This window comes from Pelorhabdus sp. sgz311002 (assembly GCF_056134285.1).
This window is the reverse complement of sequence record NZ_JBWBCL010000003.1, coordinates 264,083-287,000: the sequence shown is the minus strand read 5'-3', so window position 1 is coordinate 287,000 and position 22,918 is coordinate 264,083. Positions and strand designations below refer to the sequence as shown.

The window sequence follows — 22,918 nt, the reverse complement described above, 5'->3', positions numbered from 1 at the left end:
ATTACTTTTTTCATCTGGATGAGGGGGAGTATGTTAATTGTCAACGATAGAATGTTATTTTATTCCGTTCTTGTTTGCTGATGTAAAGAGCGTTATCAGCTAATTCAACGAGTTGCCGTTTCGAGGTGCTATCCGTTGGAAATGACGCGATTCCAATACTTACAGTACAGCCACTTAAGAGGCTTTCTGCATCGTATCTTATTTTTTCTGCAATGCTGCTAATCTCTTCATAGTCTTTTTCTTCGAAGATAATGGCAAACTCGTCGCCGCCAAACCGAAATACATGCCATTTATCTACGGCAAAATATAGAATACTAATAAATGTTTTAAGTATTTCGTCGCCGGCGCTATGTCCTTGAGTATCGTTGATATTTTTAAAATGATCTAGATCTACTAAGGCAACGCTGAAACAACTCAAATTTTCCGCTTTATAATTTTTTTCTAATTCAGCTAATTTTTTATAAAAGGATCGCCGATTATACGCACCTGTTAATAAGTCTGTTTCAGCTGCTTCTTTTAACTCTTCATGGTTGATCTTTAAAATATTGACGGTGCTATTATAAATATCACCTATTTCATAGAGTTCTTTCGGCAGGCGATTGGTATTCAGTAATTCATATTTCCCTTTTTTCAATGTTTTAAAGGCTTGCATTAGTTCTTCAAAAGGTCGTAGACTGCGTCTGACAGAATACACCCCAACTAAGGTGATTAAGCCAATTCCTAAAATCGATAATATGGTAATTTCAAATACAATAATATTTCTTGCTGCTTTAATTTCACTAGTCGATGTGTTTACTGTAACCAGCCAATTTAAACCAGGAACTTTATGATAACCAGTATACTGTTCAGAATTTGTAAAATCAGTTAGTACTGCCACACCGGTATCACCTGTCAGGTTTTCAAAGCAATGTGTTTTTTGGCCAATACGTTCTTTATTTTGATGATAGACAACATAGCCTTGGCTATCAATAATAGAAATATAGCCATTTTCTCCAAAGGATTTATTATCGAACATCGAAGCTAAGGCGTTACCGTGTAATTCGATATAGGCAATCACAGCGCCGTCAATTGCATGGTTGGTTTTTATGGGAACAGCGATGGCAATGACTTTTTTTCCTGAGGCCGAGGTAAAAACATTGGTAATCCATTTATTCCCTTGCATTGCTTGCAGATAATATTCTTTAGAGGATAAATTGGATAAAATAGGACTTTTCTTATTATCGCTTATTTTTATGATATCGCCTTGCTTATTAAGAATGACTAACCGGTTGATTTCAGGGAGCATTTTGTTTATTTCATCCAATAAAGTCTGATCTTCCTGAATGTTTTTATTGGAAGCAATGACTTCAAGGGCATTTTGCACTTTCGTAAAATAGGCTGAGATTTGATCGCTTACATATGCGGAAGCTTGTTGATTCAGATTTAATAAAGTAGAGTCTGTTTCAGTGACAAAATATTTATCAAAAACTAGAATTTGGATAAATCCGCCTAGGACAACAAATAAAATAAATAAAGCTGTAATTTTATAGAAAAAGCGCATTTAATCAATCCTGCCTTAAGATATATTTAAGCTTTATTATAACAAACTTACCTTTGCTGAGCTATCATTGACCGAGAAGGCGAGCAAAAGGTGTGAAAAGTCGAAAGAACGTATAAAGTAGTTCTTTTTGTAGGATTTAAGGATCGGTTTGGCGAATCTATCATTTATCATTGCAATTTTATAGACAAAAGGAGTAGCTATTATGATCTCAAGAACTTGGCATGGTATAGTTCCTTTAACAATGAAAGAGTGGTTTGAATCCTACGAGTATGAAACTGGTGTAAAAGATGCGCTCGCAACAAAAGGAAACTGCGGCGCTTACTTAAAAGTAGTTGAGCAAGGAGACTATGCGCATTTCTTTCTCTGCACAAAATGGTGGTCAATGGAAAGTATGCTTGCTTTTGCTGGAAATGATCCAAGACGTGCAGTCGATTATCCCGAAGATGAAAAATATAGATTGATTTCCGATCCGATTGTGGTGATTCAAGAAGTTACTGATGTCGGAAATCCTTTCGAAGATTAACTACAAGGGCAATGAAAATACAATTGCATATAAGGTAGTATAGCAACACCTCTTGTTATTCGTTACCATAAGATATATTGGAAACGATTACAGGAGGTGTTTTTTTTTGAAACCGAAATTTTTTGATGATGACTATCCTTGTTTCCCCATGGAGGAAGAAAAAGATCCTTGTGATTGTCCCAATCATCCGGATCTTTATTTGTTGCGTGATGCAGCGGCTGATGAGCGCGGCGCTATTGCCGATTATTTAGAATGTGCTTTCGAAAATCCTTGTTTTGCCGATCTGTTTTTAGATGCAGCTGAAGATGAAATGCAGCATTATGTGGAAATCATGCGTTTGATTTCTCTGCTCGACTCGGTTCAATATGACATGCTTAAAAAAGATTTAAAGTTTTTAACAACGAAGCGGCTTGCGACGAAACCGAAGACTTGGAAAAAGTATCAAGTTGAGGAGGCGGAAGACGCTCAGGTAGAACTTCCCAAAAAGAAGGATCTTTGTTTAATTCGCTGTCTTACAAAAGCAATTCAAGATGAACTTCATGCGATCAATAAGTATCAGCGATATATGAATAAAGCGGAAGAATCCATCGTGAAAGAGCTTTTTTGCGACCTAATGAATGAAGAAAAAGAGCATGTGGCCGAATTCACGGCAGCCCTGTTTTCGGTAACGCGGGAGCCTTTAGAAGAAAAAGATTGATCATTTTTCAGATAAAGTGATGTACGAAGCCTGACGGTTTACCTCTGGTCATGAGGTACTTTGTCTGGCTTTTTATTTGTGAAAGAGCCGGAAATACAATTGAATCAATTTGCATATGTTATTTTTGCATTAGATTAATAACAATAATGCATTGGTAACATAAAATAGAATAAACTATACTACTGTTATAAGTTCTAGTCTCTATGCAACCAAATGGAGCAAATGATGATTTTACTTGTATTAAAAAGTTGGATTATCGGTAATTTTGCAGATTTTTTATGAACTGCAAGAAAATATTTTGAACAATTTGACTAATTTGTGGAATTTTAACAATGCAAGTTAGATCCCAAATATGCAATTTTATGTATGAGTTTTGTTATTTCATGTTCAAAATAATTTTATTGATTTTAAAATTAGCTATAATTCAGGTAAAATCTAAAAATTTTGGGGGCAGAGAGCTAGTATGGCTACAATTCAAGAAAAAATTCAAGATTTAAAAAAACGCCAGGAAAAAATTCTGCTAGGCGGCGGTAAAAAATCCATTGAAAAACAGCATGCCAAAGGAAAGTTGACTTCAAGAGAAAGAATCAATCTTCTCTTAGATCCCGGTTCTTTTGTGGAGCTTGATCAATTTGTAACGCATCGTTGCGTAAACTTTGATATGGCTGGCAAAGCAGCTCCTGGTGAAGGCGTAACGACTGGCTATGGTACAGTGGATGGTCGTCTCGTTTATGTATTTGCACAAGATTTCACGGTTATTGGCGGTGCTCTCGGCGAAATGCATGCAGCAAAAATTGCTAAAGTGCAAAGCCTTGCTCTGAAAATGGGCGCACCAATCATCGGTCTTGCTGATTCCGGCGGTGCTAGAATTCAGGAAGCTGTTGACGCTCTGTCCGGTTATGGCCGCATTTTCTTCAACAACACCATGGCTTCCGGCGTAATCCCGCAGATTTCTGTAATCATGGGACCAAGTGCGGGCGGCGCAGTATATTCTCCGGCATTAACTGACTTTATCTTCATGGTTAAAAATACAAGCCAGATGTTCTTAACAGGCCCTGCTGTTATTAAATCCGTTACGGCGGAAGAAGTTACAGCAGAAGCTCTGGGCGGCGCTATGACTCATAATCAGACTTCTGGCGTAGCGCAGTTTGCTGCAGAAAACGACGAAGACGCTCTTAATCAAGTTCGTTATCTCTTAAGCTTCTTGCCAAACAACAACATGGAAGAAGCTCCGATCGTAGAAACTGGTGATGATCCGGCTCGTGTCGATTCAGCCCTTGATTCTTTGTTGCCGGACAACCCGAATATGCCTTATAACATGTACGATGTCATTAAATCGATTGTGGATAATGGCGAATATTTCGACGTAGCAACGCATTTTGCGAAAAATATGATCACTTGCTATGCTCGCATTGACGGTCAATCTGTTGGTATTGTCGCCAACCAGCCAGCTGTTATGGCAGGCTGCCTTGATATCAATGCTTCTGATAAAGCAGCTCGCTTTGTTCGGACTTGTGACGCTTTCAATATTCCAGTTGTAACAATTGTCGACGTTCCTGGCTTCTTGCCTGGTACGCAGCAGGAGTACGGCGGTGTTATCCGTCATGGCGCTAAAATGCTTTATGCTTACTCCGAAGCGACTGTACCTAAGATTACGGTTATTACCCGTAAAGCGTATGGCGGATCTTATATTGCTATGTGCTCGAAAGAGTTGGGCGCTGATCAAGTTCTTGCTTGGCCTTCCGCTGAAATTGCGGTTATGGGACCTGCTGGTGCAGCAAATATTATCTTCCGTGGCGATGCTAATATCAAAGAAAAGACGGAAGAATATATCAGAGATTTTGCAAATCCCTACTATGCAGCAGAACGCGGCTATGTGGATATTGTCATTGAGCCAAGTCAGACAAGACCGGCTGTTGCCAATGCCTTAAACATGCTGGCGATGAAACGGGAAGATCGCCCGAAGAAAAAACACGGCAATATTCCTTTATAAGTTTCAGTTATTTTTACTGGGATAATAACGAGCTTGGCGAGATTTTTAGCTGAGATCTTCTGCCAAGCTTGTTGTTATATATAAATTAATTATCGCTAGAAAGGAGAATATACATGACAGTACCTGATACAGTTGAAGGTTCCATCTTACTTAGCGTCATTGACTTCATTTTGAGCTTCGTTATTATTTGGGGTATCGGCCTTGTGTTATACTTGTTTCCTATCCTAAATAAATTTGGCGCAATCAATGAAGAAAAGTTAAAAGGCGGTCACTAAGAATTATATTATTTAATAGGAGGTAAATACGTACATGTTTGAACAAATTGGATCACTGATGCTGGACATGGTCAATCAGACCGGTTTAATGCATCTATGGTATGGCAACATTATTATGATGATTGTCGGCATTGTTTTCGTTTTCTTAGCAATTGTGAAAAAATACGAACCATTACTCTTAATCGGTATCGGCTTTGCTTGTATCGTAACAAACGCTCCAGGATCTGGGTTAGCGGACCCAGGCGGATTATTCTGGTATGCTTACCAAGGTGTTGCTCTTATTATTATTCCTCCATTGATTTTCCTTGGCGTTGGCGCAATGACTGACTTTGGACCGATGATTTCGAATCCAAGTGTTATTATTTTGGGAGCTGCAGCTCATTTAGGTATCTTTATTGCATTAATTGGCGCTAAAATGCTGGGCTTCTCCTTGGCAGAAGCTGGTGCAATCGGTATTATCGGCGGCGCTGACGGCCCAATGGCTATCTTCGTTACGATGAAACTTGCTCCGCATTTGTTACCACAGATTTCCGTAGCAGCTTATTCCTACATGGCGCTGATGCCACTTATTCAGCCGCCAATCATGAAACTCTTCACAACGAAAAAAGAACGTATGGTTATCATGACGCAGGTTCGTCCTGTAAGCCGTTTAGAAAAAATCGTATTCCCAATGGTAATCGCGGTTATTGTTGACTTGTTACTCCCTCCAGTTGCTCCGCTCATTACGATGCTAATGCTTGGCAATTTGCTTCGTGAATGCGGCGTGGTTGATCGTTTGGCTCAAACAGCAGCAAATGATTTGATCAATATCATCATTATTACGTTGACGGTTGCTATCGGTTCCACCATGAATGCTGATACTTTCTTGACTTTCGAAACGATTGAAATTATCGTTCTTGGTTTGATTGCTTTTGCTGGCGGTACTTTCTCCGGTATTATTGGCGGACGTATCATGTACAGAGTTTCCGGCGGCAAAATCAATCCGTTGATCGGTTCAGCTGGTATTGCTTCGGTACCTATCGCAGCGCGTGTTGCTCACGTAGTTGCTTTAAAAGAAAATCCATACAACTTCTTGATTATGCATGCTATGGGACCAAACCTTGCTGGTGTATTTGGTACGGCTATTTCCGGTGGTATCATGCTGGCGCTCCTAGGCGTTCACTAATTAAAGGAGGAAATACCTCATGTTGACATTTTTTATAGCCTTGATTGTGATTCTTATCGTTTGCTATATTTGGAAAGTAACATCAGAAGCGCAAGAAAAAAAGGAAGAGCAGAATCAGCCGACTACTCCTGCAGCTATGGCGGCAACGCCTGCAACTCCAGCAGTTGCTACGGCTTCTGTACAGCAAGAAGATGATAGTGAGCTGGTTGCCGTGATTACGGCAGCGATTGCCGCTATTTCTGGTAGCGCTTCTGTAACTATCGTAAGTATTCGGCGTGGCAGCGATGCGTGGGTAACCGCTGGCCGCCAGGATGTTATGAACGGTTTTTGAGCAGTAAACAATGATTGTATGACACCAAAGGGGGATTTATCATGAAAAACTATTCAATTACAGTAAATGGTCAGACCTATGAAGTTGCTGTAGAAGAAATCGGCGGCGTGGCAGCACCTGCCGCTCCTAAAGCAGCAGCTCCTGTAGCAGCACCGAAAGCAGCTCCTGCTCCTGTAGCAGCAGCTCCTGCACCAGCACCGAAAGCAGCTCCAAAGGCTGGCGGCCCTGGCACGAAAGTTGCTTCGCCTATGCCTGGTAAAATTATTAGTGTTAAAGTCAATGTTGGCGATGCTGTAAAAAATGGTCAGGAACTGATCGTTATGGAAGCTATGAAAATGCATAATCCTGTTCTTTCCAGCGCTGATGGCGTGGTAAAAGAAATTCTAGTCAAAGCTGGCGATCCTGTACAGGCTGGTACTCCGCTTGTTGTAGTCGGCTAAGCATATAATATAGGCAAAAGAAACAGGCTAGGTTCTGCGGAATCTAGCCTGTTTTGCGATAGTTTCCTCTAGTAATAAAAAGGACGCTGTGCCTATTTTTATCAATTTGACAAAAATGGGTAATGTTGTTATTATAAAATAAAGAATTTATTAATTAATTAAATAATTTTTAGGATAGGTGCCGCAAGGCTTAATAGGGAAGACCGGTGAAATACCGGCGCGGTCCCGCCACTGTAATGGGGAGCAATCTCAAGATATGCCACTGGAACATATTGTTCTGGGAAGGTTTGAGGGCGCGATGATCCAGAGCCAGGAGAACTGCCTGTTCAATAATCACCATTTTTACCTACGAACGATAGGGAGGGGATTTTGCTACAATAACTTAGCTTCTTTTTTTGCTATGGCTATGACTTGAGCGCTTACACTTCCTAATCTCATTAGGAAGTGTTTTATTTTTTCTCACCCACGAGTGATGGGGAGGTGATTGCGCTCTGTTCTTGCCCTAAGCAGTATAGAGGATTTTGCGCTAGCTCCTGCCCTTTTGGCAGGAGCTTTTTTATTGCGGCGGCATGAGTATATTAAACAATTTAGTACAGGGGGAGTTTAAAGGGTGGAAGAAAAGCAAATTTTAGTACGACCAGTTTTAGCGGAAGAAATTTTAAAGGTACAGAGCTTTTTGGAAAGTCAGCTAGTAGAACTGTTTTGTCATAAGGGGAAACGTGTAAATATGACTGATGTAGCAGCTTTGCAGCGCACTTATATTCAACCTGAAGATTGTAATTTATGGGGAGCTTTTTTGTCGACAGGAGAATTGATTGGCACCGGGGCTGCGTGTAGGTATAATGATCGAATTGCCTTATTGAAAAATTTGTATCATTTACCGACAACTGCTGAGTTTGGTCGTTGCTATGTATCACAAAATTTTCGACGCCAAGGGATTGGTGCGCAATTGGTACAGACTATGTCATCTTTTGCAAGTGACCAAAACTATACAAAAGTTTACCTTCATACACATCATTTTTTGCCAGGCGGTTTTGCTTTTTGGAAAAAACAGGGGTTCAAGATTATCTTAGAAGAAGATGGGCCTGAACAGATTGTACATATGGAAAAAGGATTGGCATAATCTTGAAATGATACTTGAGGAGGATTTTCGTTTGAAGCAAAAGATATTAGGAATTACAACTTTCACTTTATTATTGGCTATGAACCAAGCGGCGGCTGCTGCCCAACCAGATGGTGTGCAATTTGACGGAAGTCTAGTGGTGCATGCTCGTTCTCAGCATGATGAAAATCCAGGGAATCGGAGTCGCACTGGCATAAAAACAACTTTGACCTTAAATGCGACTCTTCCGGTTGCAGAAAATGTATCGGCCTATACACGGTTTACTTATCAGAGATTAAATAATAATTATGGCGTCTTTTCAGCTGACTATTTTTGCAATACGAAGCAAGAGAATAGTGCTTTAGATGCTTTCGGTATCAAATATCAAAATGCTGGTTATAAATATGTGCTCGGGTTGCAAGGCCTTACTTTAGGAGGCGGTCTTGTTTATGACAATACGTATATTGGCCGTCATGCTTTACCTTATGCTATGTCTGTTTCGAAACAAGTTGGTGCAGTGAATCTGAATTTTATTGGTGCAAAGACGAACTATCAAGGCAATCTTTCGAATGATAAATTTTATGTATTGCAAGGAACCTATGCGCCAGATGAACAATCTTCTCTTGGGGTGATGTTGGCAAGAACTTCCTATGGGAGTGATACGCGATCACGCTATGCTTTCGCAGATAGTACGGTTAATTATGTGAGCGTTTATGGCAGTAGAGCTGTGAATGATAAAGTGGGAATTTCGGCAGAACTTTTAAAATCAAGTGCTAAGGCTGAAAATCAGGCAATGCAAATGTCCTTAAAATACACAGTTGATACTAAAAATACCTTGACTGCCAGCTATTATTACGTGGAAGATCAGGCGGTTATGACGGATTATAATGCTACAGAAATGAGCGCCTATCCTAATAGCAATGCCCAGGGTTATTCGATTGCCTGGATTCATAAATTCGATAAGAATATTTCGCTGAAGATTGGCGATTATGATTATAAAAAAATTAAAGCGGTGAATCATTCCGGGGCGTCTACTGACAGAAACCGCTTTACGACTACGTTAACCGTAAAATTTTAAAGTGGGGGTCTTGGCTAAAATATCATTATGAAGGAGTAATGAAAAAATGAAGTGCGCTAAAACAAGTATGGGCCTTATGTTATTGACATCATTGACGATAGGGGGTATCGTGCAAGCCGCACCGACTGAAGAATTTATGTTAGACGATGTGACTGTTACAGCTACTCGTATTACAGAAAAAGTGAAAAATGTGCCAGCCAATGTCACGATTATTACGGCAGAAGATTTAAAAAAACGTAATGTTTTCAGTGTGCGTGAAGCGTTGCAAAATGAAGTAGGGTTATATATGTCACCGACAGCCGAAGTGAAAGACGGTTTATCAGTACGCGGATTTGGCAGTAAAAACATTCTTGTTCTATATAATGGACAGCCAGTAAATACGTCTTTTGATGGGAGTGTTGCTTGGGATTCCTTTCCAGTCAGTGATGTGGCAAGAATTGAAATTGTACGCGGCGCGAGTTCTTCTTTATATGGCGGTCATGCTGTAGCTGGTGTTATTAATATTATTACTAAAAAATCAAAACTACCTGTTGGCGAATCTAAGACAGAAGTGAATTTGTCCTCAGGCAGTCAGAATACCGAACAGAAAAGCATACGAGTAGAAGGGCGGATGAGCGAACAATTTTCTTTTAATGCTGGTTATGAAAAAAATTCTACTGACGGTTATCGCGGGTATTATTATACGGTAGACGGAAAAACGACAGGTACAGCGGCGACAACACTACAAGTACCGCAATTGAGCAACGGAAGCTATTTAATCGGTGGACGTGGAACTAAGAGTAAATTGAGTGAAAAGTATTATGTCGATTTTGATTATGATCTTACACCAGATCAAGTGATGTCCTATTCTTATTTACATAATAATTATCGTTATTCTTATAATGATCCGTTTACTTATGCCTATGATCGCAATGGAAATCCGTTATTTAACGGTACGTTTTTGACGCAAAATCGTCAATATATTACGCTGAAACCTTATTATTATTTGGGCTATAATGGCGAGCGGGAACAGGATATTCATAAGATTAGCTATGAAGATCGTAAGAACAGCATAAAAGTAGGTTTTGGTTTATCTGATGTGACAAAAGAAGGCTATAGCTCAGCAAGCTCGGCAGCGAATTCAATCGCCTGGTCAGGCGCCGGTACTCTGGCGAAATATCCTAGTAAAAACTATACCGCCGATGTTCAAAAGACTTGGATTTTCGATCGCCATACCATTGTTGCCGGAGCAAATTGGCTGAAAGAAAAAATGACCTATAGTGCTTATAATTTGAGTAATTGGCGTGATTGGGGTACTGTTGGGACGCTGAATAGTCAAAATGAGGGTTCGACCGATTCTTTATCTGCTTTTGTTCAGGATGAGTATGCTTTGTCGGATCAGTGGAATTTGTATACAGGTGTGCGAATGGATCATTACCAAAAGAATGGCGGTTACTCTTATATTGCTGGTAGTACTAAAATTGATTATCCGTCAAAAAGCTTTGATGAATTAAGCCCTAAAGTCGCGTTAGAGTATGCGGCCAATGACCGAACGATGTATTATGTCAGCTATGGACATTCCTTTAATCCGCCGACGATTTATCAATTGTATCGTCGCGCTGGCGATTCCATGTCGAGTGTGCAGGCTAACCCTGATTTAAGACCAGAAACTTCAAATACCTTCGAAATCGGCATGAAACAAAGTCTAGATCCTAATACGTCACTTGATATCACGTTGTTTCATGTACGGACGCAAGATAAAATTGCCTTGGATACAAGAAATGCTGTAAAAGCTTATTATAATATGGACAGCGGTATGGCCAAGGGGATTGAGCTTTCTTTGAAGCATAAAATGGACCCCAATTGGTCTTCTTATTTTAATTATACTTTTGAAAGCGGTGAAAATACGACTAGCGGCCAAACTACACGCAACTGGGATATTCCGAAACATTTGATTCATGCTGGCGTAGAATATTCTAAGGATAAATTAGTTTGGGTGACTGATATGCAATATGTAAGCGCGCGGCAGAAACCGGATGCCGATACTGGTGAATATGGCGCTGAAGACGGATTTTTCCTGGTAAATACTTCGTGGAATTACAAAATAGATAAACAGTGGTCAATGCAACTGAGTATTCAGAACTTATTGGATCGCAAATTTTATGCTTCGGAAGCTGCTAATGGCAGAACCTATGGTGTTAGCATGAAATATTCTTTTTAGGTTGATGTGGTATGTCTATGCAAATGATTTATTATATTCATCGCTATCTGAGCTTATTTTGTGCAATCTTCTTTTTTTTGCTCTGTCTGACAGGCTTGCCGCTATTATTTAAAGAAGAGATTCTTGAGTGGAATCAGATAAATCCTATTGTTAATAGCGCTGAAGCTGACCAAGCGGTACTATGGGATGGGTTAGGAGCAGGGATCGAAGCGATTCAATCCCGATACCCACACCAAGCGATAAAAAATGTTTCTGTAAAAGAAGATCAAGGAATGCTCAGTTTTCGTATGGCAGACAGTGAGAGCAAGGGTGGCGACGAATTTTTATATAATGTGCGAACGCAAGACGTGATTGTGCGTGGCGATCACACTTTGAAATATCAATTTATCCCCCAGTTTTTACACATTATTGACGACTTACATGTGCGCTTAGGTATGGGGACGTTAGGGAGAAAATTTTTAGGCTTTATTTGTGCTGTTAGCGCTTTGTCAATTTTTACAGGTTTTAGACTATATGGTCCGTTCTGGGAAAAAACGACAATCGTGGGCGTACGAAACTCTTATCAATATTGGAGTCGACTACACAATCTTACTGGCGTTATTGTAGGAATCTGGGGGTTGATATTAAGTATAAGTGGTATCGGTCTTGTCCTATTTTCTATGGCGTACAATACCTATATTTCTGCGGCAAAAACAGAAGCAAAGCAATTTTTTTCAGGTTATGAGCAAACACATGTCCAACAATCGCCGATGCAAGCCTTAGCTATTGTAAGAAAGAATTTTCCTGATTATGTAGTCGTTTCATTACGGATGCCCGAGGCGAAATCGGTGATATATAGTTTTTATATAAAACCAGTTGTCCAGACGCCTTATCGCACGGGACAAACTGTTTTTGTTTCAGCTTATGGCACTAACGATTTGTCGACACCAGGATTTTATGTTAAACCTTTAGCCTGGTATATGGCAATCAGAGCATTTGTTTTGAACTTACATTTTCATAATCATCAGGGATTTTTGCTTAAGGTGATTTGGACCAGCTACATTTTATTAACAATGTTTTTAATTGTTACTGGGCTTGGCTTAGCTTTGAGGCGACAGCAAAAGAAGTTTTTTGCCATACACCCTGTAATCAGTGTGCGGGCTGGTAAAAGTAGGATTGTGCCCAACTATTTCATGCTTAGTGTAGTGTTTTTAAGTGTATTCGGTTTTATTGCGCCGCTTTATGGTGGGATGGACGATATTGCGGCAGTCGCATTGTTGGTTCCGCTTGTGCTTTTGGGGACGATATGGTATAAAGACAGATAATGTTTCTATACCACCATGTAGCGAAAGAAGGCTGATGATTTATGAAGGGATATGTCCAAATTTATACGGGAGATGGTAAAGGAAAAACAACCGCGGCAATTGGTTTAACCATTCGTGCTTTAGGCGCGGGAAAACGCGTACTTTTCTTGCAGTTTATGAAATCAAAAAGTTATAGTGAGCATCTCGTATTGAAAAACCTATCACCGAATTTGACGGTTGAAACAATAGGAAAACCTTTCTTTATTGCGAAGGAGGGAAGCTTAAGTCCGGAAGAATTAGCCCAATGGAGTGATGAAGTCGTTGTTTTTCCGCAGGGAAAGCCGCCCGAGGAATATAAAGCGCTTGCAGAACAAGGCGTGAAACGAGCCGAGGTAGCAGTAAGCAGCGGTGAATTTGATATGGTGATACTTGATGAACTTGTTGTGGCTAATTATTTCGAATTAGTGAGCGATCAACAGCTACAGTCAATATTAGCGAAACGATTAGAAACAGTCGAACTAATTCTTACGGGGCGAAAAGCTTCCAAGGCGCTTATGGAACAAGCCGATCTTGTGACAGAAATGACAGAAGTTAAGCATTATTATCAGCAAGGCGTTGAAGCTCGAAAAGGTATTGAAAATTAGCATAAGGGGAGACGAAGTATGGCAGCTGTAAAGTGCGCAAAATGTGGCAAGGTGTTTAATACGGAGGGGGCAATACTGAAACCGACAGGTGATGGTGCCTATGCAGAATGTTGTCCGCAATGTGGCAGCACGAATGTATATGGTGTTGATGATTTTCGAAATAACGACGATCGATTGTGGAAATGTTTTTAGGGCAGGATACTTTCCCAATGGAATTGATTGAGTATTGCGATTTGACAAAACTGGTTTTAAATGGTACCGTAAGGACGTAGATTTTATAGCAAAACTGAATAACGATAGAACAGGTGCCTGTAAAGGCTTAATAGGGAAGACCGGTGAAAAACCGGCGCGGTCCCGCCACTGTAATGGGGAGCAAACTCATGATATGCCACTGGGGTGAAAACCTTGGGAAGGTTTGAGCAAGCGATGATCCAGAGCCAGGAGAACTGCCTGTTTAATGATCACCGTTTTGACCTGCGAGCGATGGGGAGGCGATTGTAAGGACTTTTTATTTGTTTATTTATAGAAAAGTTGACTTATAGGCCTTTTATTTAAAGGGCCTATTTTTTATTGCAGAAATAGAAGAATCATATTCTTCTGTTCCCTACTAACAAGAAGGAAGGGCTTTTTATGCAACATAATGGTATGATTACGATCGCATTGCTTCTATTGGTTATATTGCTCACTATAGTTGGTTGTGGTAGTAATACAAGTAAAGTAGATATGACTAATCAGGCTTTTTTCTCAGTAACTGATGCAACAGGAAAGCAGATTATTGTTGAAAAGAAGCCGGAACGTATTGTTGTTTTATCTACCTCGATTTTAGATCTTTTATATGCAGTAGATGGAAAAGCGATTGGACGTCCTAGTTCTAAGAATGCCATTCTTCCGACAGGGGCTGAAAAGGCGGAAGAGATTGGTTACGTTTATAATGTTAACATGGAAAAAGTGATGGGCTTAAAGCCTGATGTTGTTATTGCTGTACAGGGGATGCACGAAAAACTTGTGCCAATGCTGGAGAGTAATCATATTCCTGTTCTAATATTAAAATACCGTACACTTGAGGATACTTATAATACGCTGCGAATCCTAGCTAAACTAAGCGGTACGCAAGAAAAAGGCGAAGCTGTTATAAGCGCTATGCAGGCGAAAATTCAATCTATAGTGCAAGATTTTTCTAAGGATAAGCCAAGAAAAGTCGTCATTTTACATGCGACAGCAAAAGATGTGACAGTTGAGCTTCCCCAAACAACAGCGGGGAGTGTGGCAAAGCTCTTAGGAATGGTGAATATTGCCACAGGAGAGCAGGCCATTAATGCGGAGAATGATATGACTCCTTTTAGTCTGGAAAAAATTGTACAGGAAGATCCTGATGATATTTTTGTCGTAACTATGGGAAAAATTGATGAAATTAAAGATCATATGAATCAAGAAATGGCTAGTAGTCCAGCTTGGAGCAGTCTGCGGGCTGTAAAGAATCAGCGAGTGCATTATCTGCCGCAGGATCTTTTCTTATTGAATCCGGGAATCAAAATGCCAGAAGCTGTGGATTACATGGCTAAAGAGGTACGATAATTCTAAAATTATGAGATGACTTATGAGGGAGAAGTTATGCGAGGGTTCTATCAATTGCATCGGTGGGTTAGCGTAGTTTGCACAATTTTTTTTCTGTTACTTTGCATAACCGGAATTCCGCTTATTTTTAAAGATGAAGTTCAGCAATGGAATCAGTTGGAACAGCGGGATGTGCCAACTCCACTTACCTATGATCAGATTTGGGATAGTATGCCAGTTGGTCACGATAAGCTTAAAAATACATATCCGCAAAAAGTAATTAAGAGTATTACAGCCCAACCCGAGAAGGGACGATTGCTTTTTCGGGTGCAAGATCAAGCGGATCATCGCCAAGTAGCGGCAAGGATGAGCATGGGGGGCGAACAGCTTGCCTATGAAGCAGCAGTAGACCAATTATATAGAGCAAATGGCGGGAACGATAAATATCCAGCTATAAAGAATTTTATGCACTGGATGCATATTTTACATTTGCGTTTGGCTTTAGGCAGCGGCGGAATGCTTCTGTTAGGAATAATATGCGCTCTAAGTTTAGCGGCTATTCTTTCCGGTATGTGGCTATATGGCCCGTTTTCTCGTAATACCTTGTTTGGTATGTGCCGCAGAGAACCTAAGCGTCGGTTTTACCTTGACTGGCATCGCTACACAGGAGTGCTGACTTTTATGTGGGCTTCCGTTATGTGTATTAGTGGAATTGCCATTGTATGGTTTTCTTTTGCCTATAACAGCTATATAGCTACTGTTACCAGTGAGGCGGCGCAAAAAATATCTATTAAGACAGAGTTATCACAGCCGCGGTCTTTGCGAGATGCAATGCTATATATGGAACAGACTTTTCCGAATGATTATATTTTGTCAGTTGATTTGCCACAGGAACATAGTAAAGTTGCCGCCTACACCTTTTATATTACAGAAAAGCAAGAACATCCGGCGGAACACATGGGACAGCTTGTGTTTTTATCGGCATTTACAGCAACTTCTTCAGAATCATATACGAAACCTTTGCCAGGATATTTTTCCGTTTTTCCTTTTCTGATGGATTTGCATCTCCATAATCACGAGTCGCTGTTGTTAAAATGTCTATGGGAATTATTTAGTATATTGACGATCATGATGACTCTTACTGGAATTTATGGCTGGTTACTTCGCTTTGGCAATAAGCAGTATAAACATAGCGTAACTACTTCCGATTCTATTTCTTATGGAAAAAAATCTTCGGTTTGGATCATGCCTGCGTGGATTGCTGTATTGAGTTTGCTTGGTCTTGTTGCTCCCTTATACGGAATATCTGGCCAAATGATCGGTTCAGTAGCTTTGATCATACCGTTCGGATTGTTTGTGTATTTTAGGCATCGTCATTCCTAATTGTTTTGTATAAATTTTTTAATATTGACAATCAATTTAGAATGTTGCGACTTGACAATGATGAATCAAAATGGTATTGTAATGGCAGAGATTTTTCTGAAAAGTACATAAAGAAAAGAACATAAAGAAAAGAACATAAAGAAAAGAACATAAAGAAAAGAACAGGTGCCTGCAAAGGCTTAATAGGGAAGACCGGTGAAAAACCGGCGCGGTCCCGCCACTGTAATGGAGAGCGACCTCAAGAAATGCCACTGGAACATTTTGTTCTGGGAAGGTTTGAGCAAGCGATGAACCAGAGCCAGGAGAACTGCCTGTTTGATAATCACCGTTTGACCTGCGAGCGATGGGGAGGGGATTTTGCATACGGGTAATCTATGTAGAGAGGACCCTTCGTGTATAATCACTTTACTTCCTAAGCTCATTAGGAAGTTTTTTTATTGTCAAAAAGTTTCCTGTCTTGGCAGGAAGTTAGGCATAGTTCCAAACCTTACTCTATTTTTTCACTACTCTATTTTTGTTTACCCCCCGCCTGGGGGCTTCTTTTTAGAATTCATTCCAAGATCAGCTTGGAAGTTCATTTAAATATAAAATTTCATAGATTAAGAAGAGATAGGTGCCTGCAAAGGCTTAATAGGGAAGATCGGTGAAAAACCGGCGCGGTCCCGCCACTGTAATGGAGAGCGACCTCAAAAAATGCCACTGGAACATTTTGTTCTGGGAAGGTTTGAGCGAGCGATGAACCAGAGCCAGGAGAACTGCCTGTCTGACAATCACCGTTTGACCTGCGAGCGATGGGAAGGGGATTCAAGGAAGCCTATTTTGACTTTTTATTGTTTTTTATAGTGCTGCCTTAAATCTGGCGTTTTTTTCCTAGCGGAGAAGAACGCTTTTTATTTTATCTATTGTTATTTTCTAAGACGGTTTTACAAATGAAGAATAAATGTGGCGGAGACTGACTTTAGATACGCTTGTCTTGATAGACAGCGGGAAGCGAGTTCAAGCCCTTAATTTAGAGTTTATATCGCGAAAAAAGGGGGAATCTTGCTAGTTTGAGTTTGAGCGGTCTGTTTTTCTGATAACGGATCTAAGGAGTAAGAAGAGAAGGGAGCACATTATGTCAAATATGCAAGATCATAAAGCTGCAGCGGCTGAGCTGCCGAAAGTCACATTTGATGAATTTTCCGTTCCCACATATGATGAATGGAAAGAAGAAGCTACAGTTGCTCTAAAGGGTGGCGTTTTTGCAAAAAAAATGTTTACTAAAACTTACGAAGGCATTCAGTTGGAGCCGATTTATACAAGAGAGCAGGCGGAAAATCTATCTCAGCCTCGCTCTTATCCGGGACAGGGAAATTTTTTGCGCGGAACAAAAGCGAGCGGTTATATAAAAGATTCTTGGGAAATTTCACAAGCTGGTGATGCGGCAGAAGTGAAAAAATGCAATGAACAGATTCGCCAAGAGCTTGCTAAGGGAGGTACAGCAATCCAGGTAGCTGTCGATACAGCGACACTTCTTGGTATTGATTCTGATAAAGCGAAACTGAAACAGATCGGCGATTCTGGTGTGGCTTTAGCCACGTTGCAAGATATGCAGGAGCTATTTTTCGATATTTCGCTGGAAGAGCATGACTTGCAGCTGTATGCTGGTGCATCTAGCGCGATTTTGCTGGGGATGGTTTGCGCGTTACGAAAAAGTAACGGGCAGTCTTATAGAAATCTGAAAGGCTGCATCGGGGCCGATCCGTTGGGCGAATTGTTAAGTCAGGGCAATCTTATATGTTCACTAGATGAGATTTATGATGAAATGGCTCATAGTGTTGCGTGGGCGTCAAAGCATATGCCCAATATGAAAACGATTTTGATTCGCGGGGATGTATATCATAATGGCGGCGCGAATGCTATACAGGAACTGGCTTACGCTATGGCGACCGGAATTGCCTATATTCGAGCATTGCAACTTCGCGGCTTAACGATTCAAGAGATTGCTAGACAAATTCGTTTTTCCTTTGCCTTAGGATCTAATTTTTTTATGGAAATTGCTAAGCTACGAGCAGCGAGAATGATTTGGTCACAGATCGTAGCTGCTTTTGGCGGTGACTTGGAGTCGCAGAAAATTGATATTCATGCTCGTACTTCCTATTTCAATCGGACAATTTATGATCCTTATGTGAATCTATTAAGATCGACAACTCAAGCTTTTTCTGGCGTAGTTGGCGGTGCTGACAGCTTATATGTAAGTTGTTTTGATGAAGCGATTCGGCCTAGTGATACCTTTTCCCGACGGATTGCTCGTAATACACAGATTATGCTGAAAAATGAATTCGGTTTAAGAGAACCTGTCGATCCGGCTGGCGGCTCTTGGTATATTGAAACAATTACGAATCAGATTGCCGAACAAGCTTGGGAGAAACTTCAGGATATTGAAAAGCAGAGTGGCATTCTAGCGGCAATTAGTGAAGGAAATGTACAAGAAGCAATTTGCAGCATTCTGCAGCAACGCTTTAAAAACTTAGCAGTTCGTTCTGATGTGGCTGTTGGAACGAACATGTATCCGAATCTGACAGAAGAACCACTTCCAAAGCCAGAGCGACAAGAAAAGGTGTTGCAGGCGCTACGCAAAAGAGCAATCGAAGAGTACCGGGATGATGTAGACGAGGCGCAGTATCAAAGCTGCATTGACAAGTTGCTCGATAATGCCAGTGGCTCAGTTGGTGATCTGATTGAAGCAATTATCGAAGCGACTCAGGCCGGAGCGACGCTCGGTGATATTCGTCAGATTCTCAATGATGAGGACCCTGTGGATCTTGTTGTATTACCGCTGCGGGCGCGGCGCTGGACTGAACAATTTGAAATGCTGCGTAGCCGCACAGAGGTATATCGTGAAAAAACTGGCGATAATGTTAAGGTATTTCTGGCCAATATGGGGAAGATACCGCAGCATAAAGCCAGGGCTGATTTTACCACAGGCTTTATGGAAGTTGCTGGATTTACCGTTCTCAAAAACGACGGGTTTGCTACTGTCGAAGCGGCAGTTGAAAATGCCGTTCGATCGGAAGCCGATGCTATTGTGATTTGTTCTACTGATGCGACTTATCCTGAATTGGTACCGCCTTTAGCGAAGCTGCTTAAAGAAAAACTTCCCCAAATAAAATTATTCGTAGCGGGAGCACCTGCGAAAGAGTTTGAAACTACTTATCGCGATGCCGGTGTCGATGATTTTGTACATGTACGAGCGAATTGCTATCAGCTTCTGTCAGATTTGCAGCAGCGAAAGGGGATGAAATGATGTATAAAAATCCGGATTTTACGACTCTGTCGTTTCATGACCCTGCTCCTTCCAATGTAGCGGAGTGGCGTAAAAAAATCGAGCAAGAAACAGGTAAGTCTTTTGAAGAGCTTGTTACGCGTACGATGGAGCAAATTGATGTAAAAGCGTTGTATACGGAAGAAGATTATAAACAGGTGGCGCATTTGCCTTATACAGCTGGATTACCGCCTTTTTTGCGAGGTCCTTATCCTACGATGTATGTAACAAGACCTTGGACGGTCCGTCAGTATGCTGGTTTTTCTACGGCAGAAGAAAGTAATGCTTTTTATCGCCGTAATCTGGCAGCTGGGCAAAAAGGGCTGTCCATTGCCTTTGATCTTGCGACTCATCGCGGTTATGATTCAGATCATCCGCGGGTAGTAGGCGATGTGGGCAAGGCCGGCGTTGCCGTTGATTCGATTCTCGATATGGAGATACTCTTTTCGGGAATTCCCCTTGATAAAATGTCTGTGTCAATGACGATGAATGGCGCGGTCTTGCCTGTATTAGCTTTCTATATTTTAGCGGCGGAAGAACAGGGCGTTAAAAAAGAAGTTTTATCAGGGACAATTCAAAATGATATTCTAAAAGAATTTATGGTTCGTAATACTTACATTTATCCGCCGACAGCTTCCATGCGTATTATTGGCGACATTTTCGCATATACGTCACGGAATATGCCGAAATTCAATAGTATCAGTATTTCGGGCTATCACATGCAGGAAGCTGGCGCTACTGCTGATATTGAACTTGGCTATACGTTAGCTGACGGGTTGGAATATATTCGAACGGGGATTCAAGCTGGTCTAACTGTTGACGCTTTTGCGCCGCGATTGTCTTTCTTCTGGGCAATGGGAAAAAATTATTTTATGGAAGTCGCCAAAATGCGTGCTGGACGAATGCTTTGGGCTAAAATTGTCAATCAGTTTCAGCCGACAAAGGCAAAATCCATGGCCTTGCGGACGCATTCGCAAACATCTGGCTGGAGTCTTACCGAACAAGATCCTTTTAATAATGTAGCTCGTACTTGTATTGAAGCTATGGCGGCCGCTCTAGGGCATACCCAGTCGCTTCATACGAATGCACTAGATGAGGCAATTGCCTTGCCGACCGATTTTTCGGCTCGTATTGCTAGAAATACGCAGCTTTATATTCAAGATGAAACGAAGGTCTGCAAAGTGATTGATCCTTGGGGCGGCTCCTATTATGTAGAAGCCTTAACCGATGAATTGATTCGTCGTTCCTGGGCTCATATTCAGGAAGTGGAAGCTTTGGGCGGTATGGCGAAAGCGATTGATACGGGACTGCCTAAGATGAGAATTGAGGAAGCGGCGGCGCGGCGACAGGCGAGAATTGATTCTGCTAGGGAAATGATTGTAGGCGTCAATCGCTATCGGCTTGAAAAAGAAGATCCATTAGAAATTTTAGAAGTCGATAATACCGCCGTGCGGCAAGCTCAGATTCGTCGACTGGAAAAACTGAGATCCGGGCGCGATGAAGATAAGGTGACTTATTGGCTTGACGCTATTACGAAATCTACAGAAACCGGCGAAGGCAATTTGTTAGAACTTGCTGTAGAAGCAGCGAGAGCTAGAGCCAGTCTAGGCGAAATTTCCGCCGCTGTAGAAAAAGTATCGGGACGTCATAAAGCGATTATTCGTTCGATTTCCGGCGTATATAGCAGTGAATTTGACGATAATGATATAATTCGGGAAGTTCGTGAGTTGACTGATGAATTTGAAGACAAAGAAGGACGGCGGCCGCGTATCATGATTGCTAAGATGGGGCAGGACGGCCATGACCGAGGCGCCAAAGTGATTGCTACTGCTTTTGCGGATATGGGCTTTGACGTGGATATCGGACCTTTGTTCCAAACACCGGAAGAAACGGCTCAGGATGCTGTTGATAATGATGTTCATGTAGTCGGTTTTAGTTCATTGGCAGCGGGCCATAAGACGTTATTACCGCAGCTAGTAGAAGAATTAAAACAACGCGGTCGCGATGATATTATGGTTGTGATCGGTGGTGTAATTCCCGCTCAGGATTATGAATTTTTACGCCAGCACGGCGCTGCTGCTATCTTTGGACCAGGTACTGTTATCCCCGTTGCTGCTAAGAAGATTCTTGAGGCGTTGCTTCAACAATTGTCAGAGGTTAGCTGAGATGAGCTATTCAACGCATAAGCCGGAATGGGCGCCGGAAACGAAAAACAGCGCCTTTGCTTGTCAAGTTATGTCTGGCGTGGAAGGCGGTCATGACGGCATGACTGATAAGGATACGCCGCCACCGCGACAAACTCTAGTACGGAAACGGAAAAGTTTATCGCCTGATGAATATGTACGGGGCGTTTTGGCTGGAGATCGCATGATTTTAGCCAGAGCGATTACGCTAGTCGAAAGCAATGCGGTAGCTCATATGGAAACAGCTCAGCAAGTTTTAAAAGCTGTGCTGCCTTATACGGGAAAGTCTTTGCGGGTTGGCATTACCGGAGTTCCCGGCGCCGGGAAAAGTACGTTTATTGAAGCGCTTGGGAACCAACTGTGCGAGAAAAATCATAAGGTAGCTGTACTAGCCGTTGATCCAAGCAGCAGTATTACGAAAGGAAGTATTTTAGGCGATAAGACGCGCATGGAAACTTTATCGCGCAATTCACGGGCCTTTATTCGACCGTCGCCTGCTGGCGGGACTTTAGGCGGCGTAGCCCGCAAAAGCAGAGAAACGCTACTATTATGTGAAGCAGCTGGTTATGACGTGATTTTAGTGGAAACAGTCGGCGTGGGGCAAAGTGAGACAACAGTACGTTCGATGGTTGACTTTTTTCTTCTCGTCGTACTTACCGGCGCTGGCGACGAACTGCAAGGTATGAAAAAAGGCGTGATGGAGCTTGCCGATGCGATTTTAGTTAACAAGGCTGATGGTGATAACAAGCAGCGAGCGATGATTGCAAAAGAAGATTACGAACGAATGCTATACTATCTTAGACAGGCCACAGTGGGTTGGCAGACGCATGCCTATAGTTGTTCGTCTGTTGCAGGTACTGGTATTAGCGATTTTTGGGATGTCGTGAAAAAGTTTGAAGGGCTTACGAAAGAGTCAGGCGTTTTCGAACAGCGGCGTCAGCAACAGATTTTGTCATGGGTCTATAGCATGATCGATGAACATTTACACAATCTGTTTTTCCAAAATCCTCAAGTTGTACGTTGTCGGGACAAAGTCGAGCAAGCTGTTGTCAACGGTCAAATTTCGGCAACAATGGCTGTGCAAACTTTAATTGAAGCCTTTGCGCAAAGGAAAGTATAGTTTAAGTTGAAGATTGATACCTATATTTACTGTTCGACTGTGAGTGATGGGGAGAGGATTATGAAAGCGATCAAATTGGCAAGAACGATGCATCTTTCTCGGT

The 22,918-nt window shown here is 41.5% G+C and carries 18 protein-coding genes and 4 riboswitches; of the genes, 17 read left to right on the top strand and 1 reads right to left on the bottom strand.

Going from position 1 to position 22,918, the window contains the following annotated elements; translation table 11 throughout:
* Nucleotides 1-40 precede the first annotated feature (40 nt).
* Nucleotides 41-1,540 (bottom strand): sensor domain-containing diguanylate cyclase, encoded by a 1,500-nt coding sequence (locus AC0NJP_RS07155; protein ID WP_474699324.1) that lies wholly within the window; start codon nt 1,538-1,540, stop codon nt 41-43.
* Nucleotides 1,541-1,742: 202 nt separating this feature from the next.
* On the opposite strand from AC0NJP_RS07155, the gene AC0NJP_RS07150 reads away from it, so the two are divergent.
* From AC0NJP_RS07150 to meaB, 17 genes are all read left to right on the top strand, one after another.
* Nucleotides 1,743-2,063 (top strand): hypothetical protein, encoded by a 321-nt coding sequence (locus tag AC0NJP_RS07150; RefSeq protein WP_474037476.1) that lies wholly within the window; start codon nt 1,743-1,745, stop codon nt 2,061-2,063.
* Nucleotides 2,064-2,169: 106 nt separating this feature from the next.
* A complete protein-coding gene (locus AC0NJP_RS07145) occupies nt 2,170-2,760 on the top strand; it encodes a hypothetical protein (protein ID WP_474699323.1) in 591 nt (196 codons plus the stop codon).
* 463 nt (nt 2,761-3,223) lie between these two features.
* Nucleotides 3,224-4,753 (top strand): methylmalonyl-CoA decarboxylase subunit alpha, encoded by a 1,530-nt coding sequence (gene mmdA, locus AC0NJP_RS07140; RefSeq protein ID WP_474699322.1) that lies wholly within the window; start codon nt 3,224-3,226, stop codon nt 4,751-4,753.
* Nucleotides 4,754-4,866: 113 nt separating this feature from the next.
* Nucleotides 4,867-5,028, top strand: a complete 162-nt coding sequence (locus AC0NJP_RS07135; protein WP_474699321.1) for a hypothetical protein — start codon at nt 4,867-4,869, stop codon at nt 5,026-5,028.
* Between the two features lie 34 nt (nt 5,029-5,062).
* Nucleotides 5,063-6,193 carry a sodium ion-translocating decarboxylase subunit beta gene (locus AC0NJP_RS07130; RefSeq protein ID WP_474037481.1) on the top strand — a complete coding sequence of 377 codons (1,131 nt, stop codon included), beginning with the start codon at nt 5,063-5,065 and terminating at the stop codon, nt 6,191-6,193.
* A 19-nt stretch (nt 6,194-6,212) separates the two neighbouring features.
* Nucleotides 6,213-6,524, top strand: a complete 312-nt coding sequence (locus AC0NJP_RS07125; RefSeq protein WP_474699320.1) for an OadG family transporter subunit — start codon at nt 6,213-6,215, stop codon at nt 6,522-6,524.
* A gap of 41 nt (nt 6,525-6,565) precedes the next feature.
* On the top strand, nt 6,566-6,964 hold the full coding sequence (locus tag AC0NJP_RS07120; RefSeq protein ID WP_474037485.1) for a biotin/lipoyl-containing protein: 399 nt from the start codon (nt 6,566-6,568) through the stop codon (nt 6,962-6,964).
* 159 nt (nt 6,965-7,123) lie between these two features.
* Nucleotides 7,124-7,304, top strand: a riboswitch (cobalamin riboswitch).
* A 270-nt stretch (nt 7,305-7,574) separates the two neighbouring features.
* Nucleotides 7,575-8,087: a GNAT family N-acetyltransferase gene (locus AC0NJP_RS07115; RefSeq protein WP_474699319.1), complete on the top strand. Its 513-nt coding sequence runs from the start codon at nt 7,575-7,577 to the stop codon at nt 8,085-8,087.
* A gap of 31 nt (nt 8,088-8,118) precedes the next feature.
* Nucleotides 8,119-9,144, top strand: a complete 1,026-nt coding sequence (locus AC0NJP_RS07110; protein WP_474699318.1) for a hypothetical protein — start codon at nt 8,119-8,121, stop codon at nt 9,142-9,144.
* A 46-nt stretch (nt 9,145-9,190) separates the two neighbouring features.
* Nucleotides 9,191-11,344 carry a TonB-dependent receptor gene (locus tag AC0NJP_RS07105; RefSeq protein WP_474699317.1) on the top strand — a complete coding sequence of 718 codons (2,154 nt, stop codon included), beginning with the start codon at nt 9,191-9,193 and terminating at the stop codon, nt 11,342-11,344.
* Nucleotides 11,345-11,355: 11 nt separating this feature from the next.
* Nucleotides 11,356-12,648, top strand: coding sequence for a PepSY-associated TM helix domain-containing protein (locus AC0NJP_RS07100; RefSeq protein ID WP_474699316.1), 1,293 nt, complete (start codon nt 11,356-11,358; stop codon nt 12,646-12,648).
* 41 nt (nt 12,649-12,689) lie between these two features.
* Nucleotides 12,690-13,271: a cob(I)yrinic acid a,c-diamide adenosyltransferase gene (locus AC0NJP_RS07095; RefSeq protein WP_474699315.1), complete on the top strand. Its 582-nt coding sequence runs from the start codon at nt 12,690-12,692 to the stop codon at nt 13,269-13,271.
* Between the two features lie 286 nt (nt 13,272-13,557).
* A riboswitch (cobalamin riboswitch) is annotated at nt 13,558-13,739 on the top strand.
* A gap of 162 nt (nt 13,740-13,901) precedes the next feature.
* Nucleotides 13,902-14,846: an ABC transporter substrate-binding protein gene (locus tag AC0NJP_RS07090; protein WP_474699314.1), complete on the top strand. Its 945-nt coding sequence runs from the start codon at nt 13,902-13,904 to the stop codon at nt 14,844-14,846.
* A gap of 36 nt (nt 14,847-14,882) precedes the next feature.
* On the top strand, nt 14,883-16,208 hold the full coding sequence (locus AC0NJP_RS07085; RefSeq protein WP_474699313.1) for a PepSY-associated TM helix domain-containing protein: 1,326 nt from the start codon (nt 14,883-14,885) through the stop codon (nt 16,206-16,208).
* A gap of 146 nt (nt 16,209-16,354) precedes the next feature.
* Nucleotides 16,355-16,537: riboswitch (cobalamin riboswitch) on the top strand.
* A gap of 265 nt (nt 16,538-16,802) precedes the next feature.
* Nucleotides 16,803-16,985: riboswitch (cobalamin riboswitch) on the top strand.
* Nucleotides 16,986-17,322: 337 nt separating this feature from the next.
* Nucleotides 17,323-19,494 carry a methylmalonyl-CoA mutase family protein gene (locus AC0NJP_RS07080; RefSeq protein WP_474699312.1) on the top strand — a complete coding sequence of 724 codons (2,172 nt, stop codon included), beginning with the start codon at nt 17,323-17,325 and terminating at the stop codon, nt 19,492-19,494.
* The gene (gene scpA, locus AC0NJP_RS07075) at nt 19,494-21,677 is read left to right on the top strand and encodes a methylmalonyl-CoA mutase (RefSeq protein WP_474699390.1); all 2,184 of its coding nucleotides are present in this window, start codon (nt 19,494-19,496) and stop codon (nt 21,675-21,677) included. Before AC0NJP_RS07080 ends, scpA begins: the two co-directional genes overlap by 1 nt.
* A gap of 1 nt (nt 21,678) precedes the next feature.
* On the top strand, nt 21,679-22,815 hold the full coding sequence (meaB, locus tag AC0NJP_RS07070) for a methylmalonyl Co-A mutase-associated GTPase MeaB (RefSeq protein ID WP_474699311.1): 1,137 nt from the start codon (nt 21,679-21,681) through the stop codon (nt 22,813-22,815).
* Nucleotides 22,816-22,918: the final 103 nt, after the last annotated feature.